Origin of the sequence: Halococcus agarilyticus (assembly GCF_000334895.1) — an archaeon.
In the GTDB taxonomy this organism is placed as follows: Archaea; Halobacteriota; Halobacteria; order Halobacteriales; family Halococcaceae; genus Halococcus; species Halococcus agarilyticus.
In genome coordinates this window covers 219818-238120 of the sequence record NZ_BAFM01000003.1, presented here as the reverse complement: position 1 = coordinate 238120, position 18303 = coordinate 219818, and the positions used below count along the sequence as shown (strand labels likewise).

Below are 18303 nucleotides of genomic sequence, written 5' to 3'. Positions count from 1 at the left end.
AAGATGGAGCTCACCAGGACGTACCGGTACGTGGTGCGCGAGCTCGGCCTGGAGATCCAGCCTGCCGACCCCGCGAGCTACGTCCCCCGGTTCGCCTCCGACCTCGACCTCTCCGAGGAGGCCGAGCGCCGCGCCAGGCAGCTCCTCGACACCGCGAAGGAAGAGGGCATCATCAGCGGGAAGAGCCCCGTTGGACTGGCGGCCGCCGCGGTCTACGCCGCCGCCCTCCTCACCAACGAGAAGGTCACGCAGGGAGCCGTCAGCGAGGTCGCCGACATCTCCGAGGTCACCATCCGCAACCGGTACAAGGAGCTCCTCGAAGCCGAGGGCGACGTGATGGCCGCCTGACTCACGCGAACCTTTTTGTGGCCCTCGTGTGTGGAAGGTCGACATGGACGAAGCAGCCGTCCAGCTTCTGTGCCCGGAGTGTGCGAAACACTGGCGGTCGACGCCGCGCGATCTCCCCGCCCAGGGATCGGTGTTTCACTGCCCGAACTGTCACGCGAGCTACCGCATCACCGAGTTCATGCGGACCGACCGCGACCTCAGTACGCTGAAACAGCTCGGGTAGTCGTCGTTCCTCACGCCGTCCGATCGACGACTCGACAGCCGCGCGATCGTTCACGATCCTTATTCCTCCAGCGTGGGCCTGAACCGCCGTTTCCCCGCGGTCGTGTGTTAACGGACCTCAATACACTACTATAACCCTCCAGTCGCTAGGACCAGTTGCCTATGAAAAAGCAGGAGCTCATCCACCTCCACGGCCTGCTTGCAGAGGTACGCAAACACCACGAAGCCCGAACAGGGACGGCGGTCGAGTACGAGGGGTACGAGTCCCTCGGCGTTCGACCGACATCGATTCACAAGTCGAAGACCGACCACAAGGAAGCCGTTTTCGCGCTCGCCGAGGGAATCACCGGCGAGATGCGTCGCGCGGAGAGCGAGACGGTACCGGCTGCTGCCGACTGAACGGCCATAGCAGCGTTCCTGTCGACGCTTCTCCCCAGTAGCGCCAGCGCTGGCTATTTCGAGTCGTCGTCGAGCAGCTCGTCGAACTCGGGGAGAACGTCGTCCCCTTCGTCGGCCGTACTTTCGTCGGCCGCCCCGTCGTTCGTGTCCTCCTCGGCGTCCTCAGTGTCCTCATCGAGTACCTCGATTTCGAGCACTTCGAGCGGGATGTTTTCGAGTCGTTGGCCGATCTCGGTGCGGGCGATCCGCGCGGCGTGTTCCTCGCGTTCGACGTTGAACACCGTCATCTCGAGTTCGAGCGCGACGAGCGCCTCGTCGGCGACGATGAACGCCGGCTCCAGCTCCTCGCCGGAGGGTGACGTGCGCGTGCCCATCTCGATCTCGACGTAGTTGAGGTCGGGGTTGAGCATCTCACCGGTCTTCGAGATGCCGATCCGCACGGCCTCGTCCGCCGTCTCGACGTCGTAGACGGGCACGGCGGCCTCGACGACGACTCGACAGTCCATGCGTGACCTTCTCAGTCGGGCGGTATCAACGTTGGGGCGGACCGAGTCGAAAGGGCCAATCCGCCCCGCGGCGTGGCTCCGGTGATGGAATCCGGGACGATCGATCTCGACGACCTCGCGGGCGGGATCGACCTCCAGGCGACGCTCGAAAGCGGCCAGTCCTTCTGCTGGTCCCGCGAGGACGGCGGCTCCTACGAGCGATCCGCGGTCTCGGGCGGGTCGGCGTGGTACACGACCGTGCTGCCGACCGATTTCACCGGCGAGCGCGAGGTCGTCCGCGTGCGACAGGCCGACGGCCGCCTCGAGTGGGAGGCGACGACCGACGCCGTCGCCCCGCTGACGCACCTGCTCCGGCTCGACGACGATCTCGACGCGCTTCAGGCGGCAGCGCCCGACGACCCGCTGATCGACGCCGCGCTCGACGCCTACCGCGGCCTGCGCATCGTCCGCGACCCACCCTTCGCGACGCTGATCGCGTTCATCTGCTCGGCCCAGATGCGGGTGGGGCGGATCCACGGGATGCAGCGCGCGCTGGCGCGGGAGTTCGGCTCCGTCGTCGACTTCGACGGCGAGACCTACCACGCCTTTCCGACGCCAGAGGAGCTGGCTGCGGCGAGCGAGGCCGATCTCCGAGCGTGCTCGCTCGGCTATCGCGCGCCCTACGTCGAGCGCACCGCCGAACTCGTCGCGAGCGACGAGGTGCGCCCCGAGGACGCCCGAGGGAAGGAGTACGAGGCCGCCCGCGAGTACCTGAAGCAGTTCGTGGGCGTCGGCGACAAGGTTGCCGACTGCGTGCTCCTCTTCTCGCTCGGCTACCTCGAAGCCGTCCCGCTCGATACGTGGATCCAGACCGCGATCGCCGAGCACTTCCCCGACTGTGATCGCGGCTCGTACGCCGAGACTTCGCGGGCCATTCGTCGGGAATTCGGCGGCGAGCACGCGGGTTACGTCCAGACCCACGTGTTTCACTACCTCCGGGGCGGTGGCGACGCGCCGAACGGCGACTGACCGTCGAGCGGTGTTCGATCGGCGACCGCGAACCACGCCCGGTTTTGTGTTCGGCCGACGAACGACCGTCCATGTCGAACCGTACTCGCGCACACGTGTTCGTCTCTGGAACCGTGCAGGGCGTCTACTACCGCGCGAGCACCCGCGACGCCGCCCGCGAGCGTGACGTCGATGGCTGGGTGCGAAACCTCGACGACGGGCGGGTCGAGGCGGTCTTCGAGGGCGAGGAGGACGCGGTCGAGTCGGTGGTCGAGTGGTGTCACACCGGCAGCGACGCCGCCTCGGTCGAGAGCGTCGAGGTCGAGTACGACGACCCCGACGGCGAGTCGGGCTTCGAGATTCGGCGATAGCCCGCACGCTTAATCCATCGGCGGCCGACCCATCGGTATGATAGCGACAGACCGGATGGCCGCCGTCGATGCGAACGCCGCGGCGCTCGGCGTGCCGAGAAAGCAGTTGATGGAGTCGAGCGGCAACGCGGTCGCGCGTGTGGTCCGCGATATCGTGGAGCCGGGCGCGCAGGTCACGATCGTCGCCGGCCGGGGGAACAACGGGGGCGACGCGTTCGTGGCCGCTCGATTCCTCGACGAGCACGACACACGAACACGCCTGCTCGGGCGGGCCGCGACGATTGCGACCGAGATCGCGCGCGAAAACTGGGACGCACTCCAGGAGGGCGAGTACGACGCCACGGAAGTGCGGGATTCGCGCGATCTCGACCTCGGCGATCCCGACGTGGTGGTCGACGCGATGCTCGGGACAGGTGTGACGGGTGCGCTCCGCGAGCCGGAAGCCACCGCCGCCGAAGCCATCAACGCTACCGACGCGACCGTCGTCGCGGTCGACGTGCCCTCCGGCGTGGACGCCGACACCGGCGAGGCGACGAGCGGCGCGATCGAGGCCGATTCGATCGTGACGTTCCACGACGAGAAACCGGGCCTCGGCGAGCTCGACGCAGCGGTTCGCGTCGTGGATATCGGGATCCCGCGAGCGGCCGAGCGGTTCGTCGGCCCCGGGGATCTCCGGACGAACACGCGCGATCCCCACGCCGCAAAGGGCGATTCGGGCCGGGTGCTCGTGATCGGCGGCGGCCCCTACACCGGCGCGCCCGCGCTCGCGGCCGAGGCGTCGCTGCGTGCGGGCGCGGACCTCGCGTTCGTCTCGGTGCCACAGGACGTTTTCGAGCCGATCGCGGGCTACGCCGAGGACCTCATCGTCCAGCCCTACGACGCCGAGCAGCTCTCGCCGGATCAGGTCGAGGGCCTCGTCGAGACCGCGACCGACCACGACGACGTGGTGGTGCTCGGCCCGGGGCTCGGCACCGCCGACGAGACGCTCGAAGCGGTTCGGGAGTTCCTCCGCGAGTTCGACGGCCTCGCGGTGATCGACGCCGACGCGCTCTCGGTGGTCCCCGAGGTCGACACCGACGCCACGCTGGTCTGCACCCCCAATCGCCACGAACTCGCCGAAATGGGCGGGCCGGCTGTCGACGACCTCCGGAGTGCGACCGACGAAATCGCGTCGTTCGCGGACGAGTTGGGTCACGTCGTCCTGGCGAAAGCGAAAGACGACGTGATCTCCAATGGAGAGACCACCCGGATCTGTCGTGCCGGCACGCCGGGCATGACCGTCGGCGGGACCGGCGACGTGCTCGCGGGGATCACGGCGGCCCTGCTGGCGACCCACGATCCGTACGAGGCGGCCTGCATGGCTCCCTACGTCAACGGCCGCGCGGCCGAGCACCTCGGGCGCGGCGACGGGCTGCTCGCCTCCGAACTGCTCGACGCGGTGCCGAACGCGCTCCGGGACGACGATGACGAGTGAGGACGGTGGGGCCGACGGCGATGCGACCGACGGCGACGACCTGACCCACACCACCGAGGAAGGCGACGTGCAGATGGTCGATGTCGGCGACAAGCCCGACTCCGCGCGCCGGGCGATCGCGCACGGGACGATCCGGCTGCGCGAGTCGACCGTCGAAGCGGTCCGGGACGACGAGATCGGGAAGGGTGACGTGCTCGCCACCGCACGGATCGGCGCGATTCGGGCGGTGAAACACACCTGGGAGACGATCCCGCTCTGTCACCAGATCCCGATCACGAACGTCGAGACCGAGTTCGATCTCGGGTCGGAGACCGTGACCATCGAAGTCGCGGTCGAGACCACGGGGAAGACGGGCTGCGAGATGGAGGCCTTGGAGGGTGTGACGACGGGACTGAACACGATCTGGGACATGACGAAGGCAGCCGAGAAGGACGAGGACGGCCAGTATCCCGAGACCGCGATCGAGGACGTTCGCGTAGTGGAGAAACGGAAGCGGAACCTGTGAGGCGGTGGCTGCGGCTGAAGGTTATGCTGCTCCGTGCCCACGGACGACACGATGACGAACGGATCGACCGAAACGATCCCGGTGACCGTCGTGAGCGGCCCCCTCGGCGCGGGCAAGACGACGCTGCTCAACCGCGTGCTCGACGATCCAGGCGGCCGCGACGTCGCCGTGATCGTCAACGACATGGGCGAGGTGAACGTCGACGCCGACCTCCTCGATCGCTCGACGGGTGACGACGAGCCGGGGATCGTCGATCTCTCGAACGGCTGCATCTGCTGTCGGCTCCGGGACGACCTCCTGACCGAGGCCGCCCGCCTCGCCGAGACCCGCGAGTTCGACTGCCTGGTGGTCGAGTCGTCGGGCATCAGCGAGCCCATCCCGGTCGCACGGACGTTTATTGAGGGCTCTGCGGATAGCGAGGTCGATCCGACCGAGTTCTATCGTCTCGATACGATGGTGTCGGTGATCGACGCCTACGGGTTCTGGAAGGAGTTCGACGCGGGGGCGTCGTTGCCCGGCGACGCCGGGTCAGAGGGTGACCGTCCGCTCGCGGACGTGCTGATCGAGGCGATCGAGTTCTGCGACGTGCTTCTGCTCAACAAGTGCGATATGGTTCCCGACGAACAGCTGGGCGAGATCGAGGCGACGATCCGCACGCTCCAGCCCCGGGCCGAGCTCGTTCGCACCGAACACGCCGACATCGATCCCGATTCGGTTCTCGACACCGGGCGGTTCGATTTCGCGGCGGCGACACGTTCGGCCGGCTGGAAGCGTGCGCTCGCCAGCGAGGAGGGGAGCGAGGAGGAGCAGGACGACCACGATCACGCCGCCGGACGATCGGCGGCCGACACACACGGCGTTTCCTCCTTCGTCTACGCTCGCGACCGACCGTTCCACCCCGAGCGGCTCGATGCGTGGCTCGACTCGTGGGCCGAGGGGCTGATCCGGGCGAAGGGCGTCTTCCGGCTCGCCGGTCGCGACGACGTGATGGGGCTGAACCAGGCGGGTCCGTCGGTCCAGGCCGGCCCGATCGGGGAGTGGAGTGACGAGGACGACCGACGAACACGACTCGTGTTCATCGGCACGGGCCTCGACGAGGCGGGCATCGTCGACGGGCTCGACGCCTGCCTGCTCGACGACGGCGACCCCGACGACCGGGCCGCGCTCGACGATCCGTTTCCGACGGTGTAGCGAGCGCTCTCAGGGCGAGACCTGCTCGCGGAGTTCGTCCCACGACTCGTGGAACCCGTAGGTCGATTCGGTGCCGGCGTTCCGTCGTGTCGACTGAAACACCTCGTCGTACTCGAGCAGTGCCGTCCAGCCGTCGGTCCTGGCGGTGCAGTACTGACACATCGGCGGTCGGCTGATCGTTGGTCCCGGGCAGCAATACGTGTTCGTGTCGACGAACGGGTGGTTCCGTCCGCGACGGGACCCGATCAGGAACCAGCGGGTGGTCCGACAACGAGACACCCGATCCCAACTGCGGTGGCGCGCGCTGCGCGCCGTTCATCGGCGCGCAACCGTCGTGCGAGGGATGACCGAGTGAGCGTAGCGAGCGAGGGAGTCGGTTGGGGAGGCTCGTGGCTGGCGGTTCTCGTTGGCGTCGTGATCGTAGCGGTCACGACACCGACCCCGATCCCGGTCTTCCAACGTTCGTGCAAAAGCCGTCGAACGATCGCAACGACCACCGAGACTCGTGACGAGCTACGGTTCGAGCAGGACCTTCGTGACGCCCTCCTCGCGGTTGTCGAAGCGTTCGTACATCTCCGGGGCGTTCGAGAGCGGCTCGCGGTGGGAGACGTAGAAGCTCGGGTCGGCACGCCCCTCGATGATCATGTCGCGCAGCCGGCGGTTGTAGGACTTGACGTCGCACTGGCCGGTGCCGAGCTTCTGCCCTTTCTCGAACAGTTTCCCGAAGTCGATTCCCAACCTCCCTTGTCCCGCCATCTGATCCGGCGCACCCGGATCGGAGGGGACGTACAGCCCGACGATGCCGAGCTGGCCGGTCGGGCGCACAGTTTGGATCAGGTTGTTGAGGACGATCGCCGGGTTCTCCCGGGCGGGATCGTACGCGCTGTCACCCTCCTTGTCCGCGTCGATCGCCTGGTAGCCCACCGCGTCGACGCCCTTGTCGACGCCGCCCCCGTGGGCCTCTTTGATCTGCTCGACCGGGTCCGCCTCCTCGAAGTTGATCGGATGGGCGTCACAGTGCTCCTCGGCGAGGTCGAGCCGGCTCGGCACGCGATCCACGATGTAGATCTCCGAGGCTCCCTGGAGCTTCGCGCTGTAGGCCGCCATCGTTCCCACCGGCCCCGCCCCGTAGATGGCGATCGACTCGCCCGGCTGGAGGTTCGCGAGCCGGGTGCCGTGCCACCCGGTCGGGAAGATGTCCGCGAGCAGCGCGAACGAGTCCTCGTGCTCGTCACCCTCGGGGAGCTGGAGCGCGTTGAAGTCCGCGTAGGGAACGCGGAGTTTCTCGGCCTGACCACCCTGGTACGGTCCCATCGCGACGTAGCCGTACGCCCCGCCGGCGAACCCCTCGTTGACGTTGGTGCAGAAGCCGGTCTTGTTGTTCTCGCAGTTCTCACAGAACCCACAGGCCACGTTGAAGGGAAGGACGATCCGATCGCCCACCTCGATCGTGCTCACCGCGTCGCCGACCGCCTCGACGATCCCCATGTTCTCGTGGCCGAAGACGATCCCCGGCTCGGCGTCGGTCCGGCCCTCGTACATGTGGAGGTCCGACCCGCAGATGCACGAGGTCGTGATGTCGACCACCACGTCGTTCGGGTGCTCGATTGCGGGCTCGTCGACCTCCTCGACGGCCACGTCGTGTTCGCCTTGGTAGACGACGGCTTCCATCGACATTGGTATGATCCATCGTGATAATGCTGAGGAAGCGCATTAGGTCTTGTGCCGCCCGAATGACGGATCTTTGATGGATAATAACAAGAGATATGTGACCGGCAGCCGTGCGTCGATAGGCATGGTCGAGGCGATACCACTAGACATGGCGAAGGAGCTGGCCGACGCGGCCGAGCAACGCGCCGAGGAGATCGACAACCCGATGGTGATCGCGGTGGCGAACGCCGAGGGCACGCTCATCGTCAACCGCCGGATGGACACCGCGTGGCTCGGATCGATCGACATCGCCCGGAACAAGGCGTACACGGCCGCGTGCTACGAGCTGGCGACGGACACGCTCGGCGAGATGGCCCAGCCCGGCGAGTCGCTGTACGGCATCCAGAACACCAACGACGACCGGATGGTGATCTTCGGTGGAGGGTATCCACTCCACGACGACGACGAGCTCGTCGGTGCGATCGGCGTCAGCGGCGGCGCAGTCGAGCAGGACATGGACGTCGCCGGCAGTGCCGTCGATCGATTCGACGAGCTGTCCTGATCGCACAGAGTGAGCGTCGGCGGAGGGGGTTCGGTCGACCCCGACGGCACGGAACACCGGAGGGAGTGGCGAGTCTCCCAGAACCAGTCAGCGGTCACGGCGGTAGTCCTTTCATCCAGTGTCGAACGCGTCGGCGAGCGCTCAGTCGTCGGCCGCGAGACAGTCCTCGTCACAGAAATGTTCGGTTCGTACCTCGTCCTCGTCGATCCGCGTCACCACGCGGTGGTCCGGCTCGTCGACGATCGCTTCGCCACAGGTCGTACACGTCGGCGCGGTCTCCTCGGTGCTCCCGCCGACGTCGGAGGTCGGATCGATCATGGAGTCCCTGGATCGGCCGCCGGGATAAATGCCGTCTCTCCGGCGATTATCGATCGCGCGAGACCCACTCGTTCGGCTCGGTGCGCGCGCCGGGCGAGAGCACCACGCCGGGCGAGAGCGACGTCTCGATCCCGGTCTTCGCGCCGTCGCCGACCACCACGCCGTACTTCCGCCGCCCCGTCGAGACGCGCTCGCCCTTCACCGTCTGTTCCACGGGCTCGTCGTCGTGACGGAGGTTCGCCACCGTCGTTCCCGCGCCGAAGTTGACGTCGCGGCCGAGCAGGCTGTCGCCGACGTACGAGAGGTGCGGGACGTTGGTCTCGCGCATGATCACGCTGTTCTTGATCTCGACGGCGTGGCCGACTTCGCTGTCCTCGCCGAGCAGGGTCGCGCCGCGGACGTAGGCGTTCGGGCCGACGTGTGCGCCCGAGCGGATCATGACTGGGCCCTCGATCACGACACCCGGCTCGATCGCTGCACCCTCCTCGACGACGACCGGGCCCCGGAGGTCGGCGTCGTCGCTGACCGTTCCTCGAATTTCCCTGTCGAGTTCAGTGAGTTTCCACTCGTTGGCCGCGAGCAGCTCCCACGGCCGGCCGACGCCCATCCACCGATCGAGTTCGGTGTACGAGACCTCGTACTCCGCGAACACCCGATCGAGCACGTCGGTGAGTTCGTACTCGCCACGCTCGCTCTGTTCGACATCGAGCCACTCGCGCGCCTCGCTCGGGAGCACACAGGCCCCGGCGCTCACGAGATTCGTTTCGGGATCTTCGGGTTTCTCCGTCACGCCAGTTACCCGGTCGCCGTCGGTGTCGAGCACACCGTAGTTCGAGGGGTTCTCCGCGCGGTAGGCGGTGATGCCGGGGCCGGCGGCGAACAGCGCCTCGATGCTCGCCTGGTCGTAGAGGTCGTCACCGTAGAGCACCGCGAACCGCCCGTCGAGGTGCTCGCGTGCCGCCTGGACGGCGTGGGCGGTGCCGAGCTGTTCGTCCTGCGTGGCGTATTTGACAGGGATGCCGCGGTATTCCTCGCCGAAGTACTCGCGCACGACATCGGCCTCGTAGCCGACCACGAGAATCAGCTCGTCGGTGCCGGCTTCGATCGCGGCGTCGGCGGTGTGAGCACACAGCGGGCGATCGGCGACGGGGAGCATCGGTTTCGGGAGCCCGGCCGTCAGCGGGCGCATCCGGGTGCCTTCGCCGGCGGCGAGGACGAGGGTCTGCATACCGGGGCCGACTCGCCGGTGTGAAATAGGCCTACCGTTCCGTCGCGAGACTGGTGTGACGAGTCGATGGCTGTAGTAACACCGTTGCTGAGTCGACCTTGCTGAATCGCATTTACTGTCCGGCCCTGCTGCTCGTGCCACAGTATATTAAACGAAGAATTTAACATAAAGCGATCTGTGGGGTCAGCCCGTGTCATCACTCGCAAACCTGCCGCTCGTTCCGCTTCAGAACGGTGGCGGCGGTTCAGCACTGGGAATTGTGTTTTCGCTCGTTGCCATAGCGATCGTACTTCTCACGATCGCCGGCACGTGGAAGACGTTCCAGAAGGCCAATGAGCCGGGCTGGGCAGCGATCGTCCCGATATATAATTTTTATATTATGATTAAAATTGGCGGGAACGCATGGTGGTGGTTGATTGTGTTTTTCATCCCGCTTGTGAACATAGTTCCAGCAATCAAGATCCCGATCGATGTCGCAAAAGCCTTCGGTCAGGGTATCGGATTCGGCCTCGGATTAGGGTTCCTCTCGTTCATATTTTTGCCGTTGCTCGGGTTCGGCGACTACGAGTATCAGGGCGTTCCCGAGTGAGGGCGCGGAGCACCGCGATGGCTACGCCTCCGGACCTCGGTAGGGAACGGAAGGCGACGATCGTAGCGTCCCGACTCCAGTACTGAATGAATGATCGCGAGGCCCGTGACTTCTGGGCGGTGGCTCCGCAGACACCGGCTCGTACCGAGTCCCGTTAGAGAGGTCACCACTGCGTGAGCGCGCCGGAGCCGTGCGAGTACGAAAGCACGCCGAGGAAGGTCGCGACGCCGGCGAACGCCACCGCCCCGCCGACGAAGAACACCGACGCCATCCCGACCTGCGCCATCAACACCCCGCCGAGCAGCGGGGCCAGGATCGAGCCGGGTCGCCAGACGAGTTCGCGGATGCCGAAACTGCTCGCCACCCCGCCGTCGTCGGTTCCCTCGTCGGCGAACAGCGCCATGCTCGCGGGCTCGCGGATGCTGTCCGCGACCCCGAGCAGGCCGTTGCAGATCACGAGCGGGATGAACGCCGGCGGGGTCGCCCCGACAACGGGGAGCGACGCGGGCAGCGAGAGCCAGGCGGCGATCGTCGGCGTGAACGGCACCGCGAGCGCGACCAGCCCATAACATCCGCCGCCGACGAAGACGAACAGCGCGCGGCCGAACCGATCGGAGAGCCGGCCGGTGAACGGCTGACAGAGCATGTTGGTGAACTTCTCGGCCGCTACCACGGTGCCGACGGCGATCGACACCATCCCGAGACCGCCGCTCGCGGCCGTGACGCCCGCGTAGATCGGTACCCACGTCCTGACGAGCGTGACCGCGACCGCGTACTGGGCGCGAAAGCTCGACAGGGTCAACAGTCGACGGTTGAGCGCGAGATCGGTGAAAGGAAACCCCTCGATTCGGGTTTCGTCGGGTGAGACGAACGCCACGACTCCCACGCCCGCGACGACGAGCATCCCGGTGACGACGGCGTACACCGCGCCGAACCCGGCGGCGGAGTAGAGCGCCCCCGCGCCGAGGCTGCCCGCGATCCCGGCGGCGAAGCGCGCGGCGTTCGCCTTCCCGATGTGGTTCGCGCGGGTCTCCTTGGTCGCGAGCTCGCCGACCAGGGCGAGCCCCATCAGGCTCGTCGCGGTGACCGTGATCCCCTGGGCCGCCCGCGCGAGGACGAACCCGGCGCTCGACGCCACGAACGTGAAGCCGAGATACACCGCGATCCCAATGGCGAGCCCGCTGAGGAGCACGTACCGTTTGTCGTACCGATCGCCGGCCCACGCGAGCGGGACGACCGCGAGGGTCTGGGCGAGGGTGAACGCCGTAGTGAAGAGTCCGACGACGAGCCCCGAGGGATCGTAGAGGGTGATGTACTCGGGCAACAGCGTGATGAGCGTGACGAACCCGAACCCACCGGCGAAACGGGTGAGATAGAGCGGGTAGAACTGGAGGGTGTGGCGATCCACGCCGGATCGAACCGCGAGCCCGCAAAGCCCGTTTCGGTTCGCCCCCCGCCCACCGACAGCGTTTTTCGCTCGCCACTCCCCTCTCGGGTGTGGCGGAGCTACGTGGCCCGATCGTCGACGTGAGCGAGACACGGAGCGTGAGCACCCAGTACGGCGAGCGCGATCTCGCGGAGTTTACACTCAGACCCGAGCGAGGCCAGGCAGAGCCCGTGACGCTCACCCTCTGGGGGAAGTGGAGCGAAACGGCGGAGTACGCCCGGACGGGCATGGAGGTGCTCGCGCTCGGGGTCGAACGCGAGGAGTTCCGTGGCGAGATCCAGTACGCGACCGCAGGCGACTCGCGGGTCGTGATCGAACCCGACTACCTCGTGAACGTCACCGACGTCCGATCGTGGGTCCAGTGTCCCCGAATGCACTATCTCAACACGCTGTCGGGCGTCCCGCTCAACTACCCCGTGGTGAAAGGAACGATCGTCCACGAGGTCTTTTCCGATCTCCTCCGCGGCGGCGAGGTCGAGGCCGCGATCGACGACCGCGTTGCGGAAGTCGGCCTCGACCTCGGTTTGCTCGACCGCGACGCCGACGAAGTGAGGGAGGACGTCAGCGACCACGCCCGGGCGATCGACGGCTGGCTGCGCCAGGGCACCCTCGACGGCGGGGACGAGTGGCGTTCCGAGCAGACCCTGATCTCCGAGCGCTACGGGCTGAAGGGGCGGGCCGACGCCGTCCGGCGAGGCGCGCCGGTCGAGCTCAAAACTGGAAAAAACACCAACAGCGAGCCCCGCTTTCAGGACAAGGTCCAGGTCGCGTGCTACGCCCTCCTGCTAGACGAACGAGGCGAGCCGCCCGACACCGGGACGCTCCTCTACACGAAAAACGCCGCGCTAGACCGGAACGAGGAGAGCGGCGATCTCTCGCCGGCGAAGGACTTCTCGCTGAACGACGGACTGCTCGATTACGTTCTCCGCGAGCGCAACCATCTCGCTGCGATGGCTGTCGCCGGCGAGATCCCGACGGGCTACGAGGCGAACGCGACCTGCAACTACTGTTTCGAACAGGACACCTGCATGGTCGTTTCGGGCCGGCTCGATCAAGAATCGAAAGCCGGGCAGATCGGCGAGGCGATCCCCGAAGAAGAGCGCGAGTACTTCGAACGGTTCTATCGTGCGATCGAGGCCGAGCGCGGGGCGGTCCACGACGAGTACGCGAAGCTCTGGACGCAGACCGCGACCGAGCGCGCCGATGCCGACCGCGCGCTGATCGACCTCGAACCCAGTGGGAGGGAGGAAGTCGACGGCCGGTGGGAACTCCGCGCGCGGTGTTCGGATCCGGTCTCGAAGATCCGCGCAGGCGACGTGGTGCTCGCGAGCGACGGCCACCCGGTGCGGGGAAACGCCGAGATGGCGCGCGTCGTTTCGATGGGCGAGGAGATCGTCGTCACGGCCGACGAGCCGGTCGAACTCCGACGACTCGACGTCTATCCCTCCGAGATCGGGGCCGACCGAATGCTGACCGCGCTCCACGACGCGCTGCTCGCGGGCGACGAATCGCAGAAGGACGTCCTGTTCGACCGGCGCGATCCCGCGTTTCGGGAGAGCGAGGAGACGTTCATCGACAACAACCCGGCCCAGGACCGGGCGGTGCGTCGCGCGGTCGGGGCCGAGGACTGCGCGCTGATCCACGGGCCGCCGGGTACCGGGAAGACCTACACCATCGCGCGCACCGTTCGTGCGCTTGTCGAGCGCGGCGAACGCGTGCTGCTGTCGGCCTTTACCAACCGCGCGGTCGACAACGCACTCGACGCACTCCGCGACCAAGGGTTCGACGAGTTCGTTCGCGTCGGCACCGAACACGGCGTGCGCGAGGACATCCAGGAGTATCGGTTGGAGTCCCGCGGCGACCCCGACGAGCGTGCGGCCGAGCTCCGCGAGGCTTCGGTGGTGGCGGCGACGACCGCGAGCTGTGGCTCGCGGATCATGCGCGAGGGATCGTTCGACGTCGCGGTGATCGACGAGGCCTCCCAGCTCACCGAGCCGGCGACCCTCGCAGCGGTCACGCTCGCCGATCGGTTCGTTTTGGTCGGCGATCACCAACAGCTCCCGCCGGTGGTCCAGTCCGCTGACGCGGCCGGGACTGTCGAAACTGCCGAACACGGCAATGGTTCGGCCGACGGCGGGACCACCGGAGCCACGACCGCGACCGACGGATCGGGCGTGGTCGCCAGCGAGATGGTGAACGGGGCGGGCGGAGCGTCGTCAGGTGTCGCCGACCTCTCGCGGTCGCTGTTCGAGCGGCTGATCGAGACCCATCCCGAGGCGGCGGTGTTGCTCGACACCCAGTACCGGATGGCCCAGCGGATCCAGGCGTTTTCCTCCAACGAGTTCTACGACGGCCGACTCAGGCCCGCCTCGCCCGCCGTCGCCGCCCAGCACGTCTCGGACCTTCCAAGCGTCGCGCGCGACGCGCTTCCCGACCACCTCCAAGAACGCGTCGTGTTCGTCGATCCTGACGGGACGGCCCGCGGCAACACCAACCCGGCGGAGGTCGAGGCAGTCGCCGAGACCGTCGCGGCGTACGCGGCGGCGGGCGTCTCGCGCACGGATATCGGCGTGATCGCGCCGTTTCGCGCCCAGGCCGCCGCGATCCGTCGGGAAGTACCGGCGGTGACCGTCGACACCGTCGATCGGTTTCAGGGCTCGGCGAAGGAGGTCATCGTCGTCTCGTTCGTCGCCACGGGCGACCTCGACTCGCCGATCTTCGAGGACTTCCGGCGAGTGAACGTCGCGCTCACGCGGGCGAAGAAGGCGCTCGTGCTCGTCGGCGACCGGGACGCGCTCGCGACCGACGAGCGCTACGCGCGGATGGTCGAGTGGGCCGAGTAGCCGTCAGCCGGCACGGTCCCCGCTCGATCCTGCGTTCGCTTCCCGCGAGTCATGGCACAAACGAGAGATCGCAGGCCACACGCCTCCCCAGCCGATTCCCTCGTTCGCTCACTCCGTTCGCTCCTCGATCATCCCTCGCGCGTTCTGCCGCCTCACGGCGGCATTCATCGCGCGCCACCGCATCGATAACGGACGAGCTCCGGACCGATCGTGTCCGTGCCGTCGATACTGTTTTGACGCCGGCGTGTGAAGTGAACGCATGGCAGACACCGGCCCACCGAACGTCGACGATCGCGCGAGCGACGAACCCGACGACACGTTCACCCTCGTGGACGAATCCCCGACCGATGCTGCCGGCGATCTCGTCGGGATCTTCAAGGACGGCGTGATCGGCGGGGTCGCCGGCGCGGCCGGCACCGTGATGCTGTCGGCGGTGCTGTTCGTCGCGCTCAACCTCGGCTGGTTCGACAGCAGTTCGTTCGGCGGGCTCGCAGCGCTCATCGGGCTGGGTTCTGACAACCTCCTCGGGTACATCATCTTCTTCGGCGGCGGGATGACGACGTGGCCCCTGCTGTTCGTCTCGGTCCAGGAGTTCCTCCCCGGTCCGACGCTCGCGTTTCGGGGGGTTTCGTTCGCGACGATCACGTGGACCGGGTTCGTCGGAGCCTTTTATACTGGGCAGTCCGGGCTCGCACTCGTCGGCTACGTCGTGCTCAGCCTCGTCGCCCACTGGGCGTACGGGTTCACGCTCGGCTCGGTGTTCGACTACTTCCTCGAACGCGTCGACACCAGGATCGGTGGGCGGCCACGGGTCGCGTGATCGACTCGGCTGTCCGCTCGCTCGCCCTCGTTCGCTCCTACGTCACTGAATCGTCGGCCAGCACGTCCTCGCTATCCTCGATCTCGTCGAGCACGCGCTGGTGGAACTCCTGGAGCACGGCGCTCTCGTCCTCGGCGAGCACGACATCACTCGCCATCAAGGTCGCCAGCCCGAACGCCATCGGTGTCGGCGAGTCGACCCGCTGAATCGTCACATCGATCTCGCCAGTCTGCACGGCCGCGAGCACGTCCTCGATCGCCTCGACCGCGAGCTTGTCCTCCAGCAGTTCGCGGTAGGTCTCTTCGAGGACCGCGAACTCCTCCAAGTCCTCGACGTAGCCGAGCAGCATCTCGCTCGACACCTGCTGCTGGCTCGCGGATTTCTCGTAGCCCTTGTACCGTTTCAGGATGGTGAGCGCACGCGTCGCGTTGATCCGGAAGTATCGCTGCAGCAGGTCAGTCCCATCGAGACTCGCCCGGAGATCACGGCGAACGTCGCCCGGCTCGATATCCCGGAGCAGCCCCACGAAGTCGAGCTTCCGGTTGAGCGGAAGCCCGAGGCTGAACCCGTTGTCCGCGACCGCCACCGTGACGTTCGCGTTCGTCGCTTCCGCACATCGATGGGCAAGCACGCGCGAGAGACCGTCGTTGAACCGTCGCCCGTAGTTCGAGTGGACGTGGTATCGGCGGACCCGCTCGTTGTGATCGAGTTCGGTCTCGATCGCGAGTCTCGAAGGGGTACTCACGCTCGCCTCGCCGGCGTAGCGCACCTGCTCGTCGAAGGTGCGCGCGATCGCCCGGACGGCGTTCTCGTCGAGCGGGAACTCGCGAAGCCACGATCGGACGCCGGCCACGCCCCGACTGTCGAGCCGGTCGAGCAGCTCGCCCTGAACGTCGAGGATCTCGCGACCGAGATCGTAGGAGAGGGGGAGACGCTCGGCGAACCACGAGGGAACCGTGGGCCGTGCGCCAGTCGGATCGACGTACACCTTCGAGCCACGTCGGTAGCGGTACTCGTACCGGCTTCCACCGAGCACGAACACGTCGCCGGTGTCGAGCGTATCGAGGTAGTTCTCGTCGAGCTGGCCCACCCGCTCGTCGTCGCCGCGAACCACGACGTCACACGAGAAGCTGTCGGGGATCGTCCCGATGTTGGTCATGTAGATCACCCGCGCGAGCCGGCCGCGTTTACCGATCAGCGGCTCGCCTACCGGGAAGTCGGCGTAGTGATGCTCGCCGTCCGGCGAATCGTTCGTGTCCCGCCAGATCTTCGCGTAGACGTTGCGATCCTCCATTCCGGCGTACCCGGCGGTGAGGTAGCGCATCAGCGTCTCCCACTCCTCGTCGGTGTAGTTTCGATACGGGTACGCACGCCCGAGGATTCCTCGAATCTCGTCTTCGGGTCGCGGTCCGGCGATCGCCATCCCGTACACCTGCTGGGCCGCGACGTCGTGGGCGCGCTCCGGTACAAAGACCCGGTCGACGAAGTTCTGTTCGGCCTTCCGGAGCATCACGGCACACTCCACGAGCTCGTCCCGATCGAGCGCGAACACCCGCCCTTTGACCTCGCGGCCGAGTCGGTGGCCCGCGCGACCGACGCGCTGGAGGAGGGCGGCGACCGACTTGGGCGAGCCGACCTGAACGACGAGATCGACGTGAGGCATGTCGATGCCGAGTTCGAGGCTGGTGGAGGTCGTGACCACCGAGAGGTCGCCGGCTTTGAGCCCTGCCTCGACCGCCTGGCGACGCTCGGCCGACAGGCTGCCGTGGTGACAGCCCGAGTCCGACTCGTCGTAGCCGTACCCCTCGCGGAGGGTGTGAAGGACGCGCTCGGCCCCCGATCGGGTGTTGGTGAACACCAGCGTGTTGGTGTGCTCGTCGATCAGTCCGTCGAGCGCGTCGTAAAAGCGGCCCTGGACCTCGCCGCGGGGCGTGTCGATGAGGTCGTCGGTCGGACACCGGAGTTCGAGGTCGAACTCCCGGGCGAACCGTGCGTCGACGATCTCGTACTCGCGACTCTCGCCGCTCGCCCGTCGACCGACGAGGAACTCCGCGATGGTGTCGAGCGGCTCGACGGTCGCCGAACAGCCGATCCGCGTCGGCGATCCCTCGGCGAGCGCTTCGAGACGCTCCAACGAAACCGCGAGGTGAGTGCCGCGTTTTCCCCCCGCGATGCTGTGGATCTCGTCGACGATCACGTACTCGACAGTCGCAAGTTTCTCCCGGAACTTCGGCGCGTCGAGCAGAATGGCGAGCGTCTCGGGGGTGGTGTTTAGGATGTGCGGGGTTTCGTCGAGCATCCGCTGGCGGTCGGTGCTGCTGGTGTCGCCGTGGCGGATCGCGTGGCGAACCTCGCACTCTTCGCCGCGAGCTTCGAGCCGCTGGGTGATCGCCGAAAGCGGCACGTCGAGGTTGCGGTGGATGTCGTTGGCGAGCGATTTGAGGGGTGAGACGTAGAGACAGTACACCGAGTTGTCGAGACCGTCGTCGCCTCCTCCGTTCGGGGCTTCGCCAGCTCGCTCACGGCGGAACAGATCATCGAGGATCGCGGTGAAGCTCGCGAGCGTCTTCCCCGATCCCGTGGGCGCGCAGACGAGCGCGTTCCGGCCCTCGTGGATGTGGGGGATCGCCTCCTTCTGCGGTGGCGTAAAGAACCCCCCGTTCTCGGGGACGAACGCGCCGAACTGCTCGACCCACCACTTCCGTACGACGGGATCGAGCGAATCGAGCACGTCGCCGTCGGTGATATCGACCGTCTCGGGGTCGAAATCGGCGTCGACCTCGGCCAACAGCTCGCGCCCGTCCATCGACTCTCCCTCGAACCCGCGACGGGAAGTGGGTTCG

18 protein-coding genes and 1 pseudogene are annotated in these 18303 nt (G+C 67.0%); 12 read left to right on the top strand and 7 right to left on the bottom strand.

What is annotated here, in order from left to right; all coding sequences use genetic code 11:
• The 3 genes and pseudogenes from TX76_RS04150 to TX76_RS04140 form a co-directional block, all read left to right on the top strand.
• Nucleotides 1–348 (top strand): annotated as a pseudogene (locus TX76_RS04150) (transcription initiation factor IIB 2); the annotation flags it as partial.
• A gap of 43 nt (nt 349–391) precedes the next feature.
• Entirely contained in the window at nt 392–571 is a 180-nt protein-coding gene (locus tag TX76_RS04145; protein ID WP_049899376.1) for a DUF7836 family putative zinc-binding protein, read from the top strand.
• Between the two features lie 161 nt (nt 572–732).
• Nucleotides 733–969: a UPF0058 family protein gene (locus TX76_RS04140; RefSeq protein WP_049899374.1), complete on the top strand. Its 237-nt coding sequence runs from the start codon at nt 733–735 to the stop codon at nt 967–969.
• Nucleotides 970–1022: 53 nt separating this feature from the next.
• On the opposite strand, the gene TX76_RS04135 is transcribed toward TX76_RS04140, so the two are convergent.
• Nucleotides 1023–1475 (bottom strand): DUF555 domain-containing protein, encoded by a 453-nt coding sequence (locus TX76_RS04135; protein ID WP_049899372.1) that lies wholly within the window; start codon nt 1473–1475, stop codon nt 1023–1025.
• Nucleotides 1476–1559: 84 nt separating this feature from the next.
• Here TX76_RS04135 and TX76_RS04130 point away from each other — a divergent pair, with 84 nt between their 5' ends.
• From TX76_RS04130 to TX76_RS04110, 5 genes are all read left to right on the top strand, one after another.
• On the top strand, nt 1560–2483 hold the full coding sequence (locus TX76_RS04130; protein ID WP_049899370.1) for a DNA-3-methyladenine glycosylase family protein: 924 nt from the start codon (nt 1560–1562) through the stop codon (nt 2481–2483).
• Nucleotides 2484–2554: 71 nt separating this feature from the next.
• Nucleotides 2555–2833, top strand: a complete 279-nt coding sequence (locus TX76_RS04125) for an acylphosphatase (RefSeq protein WP_049899367.1) — start codon at nt 2555–2557, stop codon at nt 2831–2833.
• 37 nt (nt 2834–2870) lie between these two features.
• The gene (locus TX76_RS04120) at nt 2871–4307 is read left to right on the top strand and encodes a bifunctional ADP-dependent NAD(P)H-hydrate dehydratase/NAD(P)H-hydrate epimerase (RefSeq protein ID WP_049899365.1); all 1437 of its coding nucleotides are present in this window, start codon (nt 2871–2873) and stop codon (nt 4305–4307) included.
• On the top strand, nt 4297–4812 hold the full coding sequence (moaC, locus tag TX76_RS04115) for a cyclic pyranopterin monophosphate synthase MoaC (RefSeq protein ID WP_049899364.1): 516 nt from the start codon (nt 4297–4299) through the stop codon (nt 4810–4812). Before TX76_RS04120 ends, moaC begins: the two co-directional genes overlap by 11 nt.
• A gap of 51 nt (nt 4813–4863) precedes the next feature.
• Nucleotides 4864–6003, top strand: a complete 1140-nt coding sequence (locus TX76_RS04110; protein ID WP_049899361.1) for a CobW family GTP-binding protein — start codon at nt 4864–4866, stop codon at nt 6001–6003.
• A gap of 9 nt (nt 6004–6012) precedes the next feature.
• Here the strand turns inward: TX76_RS04110 and TX76_RS17965 are convergent, their stop codons facing one another.
• Nucleotides 6013–6165, bottom strand: a complete 153-nt coding sequence (locus TX76_RS17965) for a hypothetical protein (RefSeq protein ID WP_195155992.1) — start codon at nt 6163–6165, stop codon at nt 6013–6015.
• Nucleotides 6166–6516: 351 nt separating this feature from the next.
• Nucleotides 6517–7674 carry a glutathione-independent formaldehyde dehydrogenase gene (locus TX76_RS04105; protein WP_049899418.1) on the bottom strand — a complete coding sequence of 386 codons (1158 nt, stop codon included), beginning with the start codon at nt 7672–7674 and terminating at the stop codon, nt 6517–6519.
• A gap of 124 nt (nt 7675–7798) precedes the next feature.
• Between TX76_RS04105 and TX76_RS04100 the strand changes: the two genes are divergently transcribed.
• Complete coding sequence (locus tag TX76_RS04100) at nt 7799–8215, top strand: GlcG/HbpS family heme-binding protein (RefSeq protein WP_049899359.1); 417 nt, start codon at nt 7799–7801, stop codon at nt 8213–8215.
• A gap of 141 nt (nt 8216–8356) precedes the next feature.
• On the opposite strand, the gene TX76_RS17960 is transcribed toward TX76_RS04100, so the two are convergent.
• Together TX76_RS17960 and glmU are read right to left on the bottom strand one after the other, a co-directional pair.
• Nucleotides 8357–8533 carry a DUF7576 family protein gene (locus tag TX76_RS17960; protein ID WP_195155991.1) on the bottom strand — a complete coding sequence of 59 codons (177 nt, stop codon included), beginning with the start codon at nt 8531–8533 and terminating at the stop codon, nt 8357–8359.
• A 46-nt stretch (nt 8534–8579) separates the two neighbouring features.
• On the bottom strand, nt 8580–9761 hold the full coding sequence (glmU, locus tag TX76_RS04095; RefSeq protein ID WP_049899357.1) for a bifunctional sugar-1-phosphate nucleotidylyltransferase/acetyltransferase: 1182 nt from the start codon (nt 9759–9761) through the stop codon (nt 8580–8582).
• Nucleotides 9762–9951: 190 nt separating this feature from the next.
• On the opposite strand from glmU, the gene TX76_RS04090 reads away from it, so the two are divergent.
• On the top strand, nt 9952–10350 hold the full coding sequence (locus TX76_RS04090) for a DUF5684 domain-containing protein (protein ID WP_228842298.1): 399 nt from the start codon (nt 9952–9954) through the stop codon (nt 10348–10350).
• Between the two features lie 163 nt (nt 10351–10513).
• Here TX76_RS04090 and TX76_RS04085 read toward each other — a convergent pair whose 3' ends face one another.
• Nucleotides 10514–11758 (bottom strand): MFS transporter, encoded by a 1245-nt coding sequence (locus TX76_RS04085; RefSeq protein ID WP_049899355.1) that lies wholly within the window; start codon nt 11756–11758, stop codon nt 10514–10516.
• An 89-nt stretch (nt 11759–11847) separates the two neighbouring features.
• Here TX76_RS04085 and TX76_RS04080 point away from each other — a divergent pair, with 89 nt between their 5' ends.
• Both TX76_RS04080 and TX76_RS04075 read left to right on the top strand, forming a co-directional pair.
• Complete coding sequence (locus TX76_RS04080) at nt 11848–14640, top strand: AAA domain-containing protein (RefSeq protein WP_049899353.1); 2793 nt, start codon at nt 11848–11850, stop codon at nt 14638–14640.
• A 259-nt stretch (nt 14641–14899) separates the two neighbouring features.
• A complete protein-coding gene (locus TX76_RS04075; protein WP_049899351.1) occupies nt 14900–15460 on the top strand; it encodes a DUF6789 family protein in 561 nt (186 codons plus the stop codon).
• Nucleotides 15461–15497: 37 nt separating this feature from the next.
• Here TX76_RS04075 and TX76_RS04070 read toward each other — a convergent pair whose 3' ends face one another.
• On the bottom strand, nt 15498–18266 hold the full coding sequence (locus TX76_RS04070) for an ATP-dependent helicase (protein WP_049899414.1): 2769 nt from the start codon (nt 18264–18266) through the stop codon (nt 15498–15500).
• Nucleotides 18267–18303 lie beyond the last annotated feature (37 nt).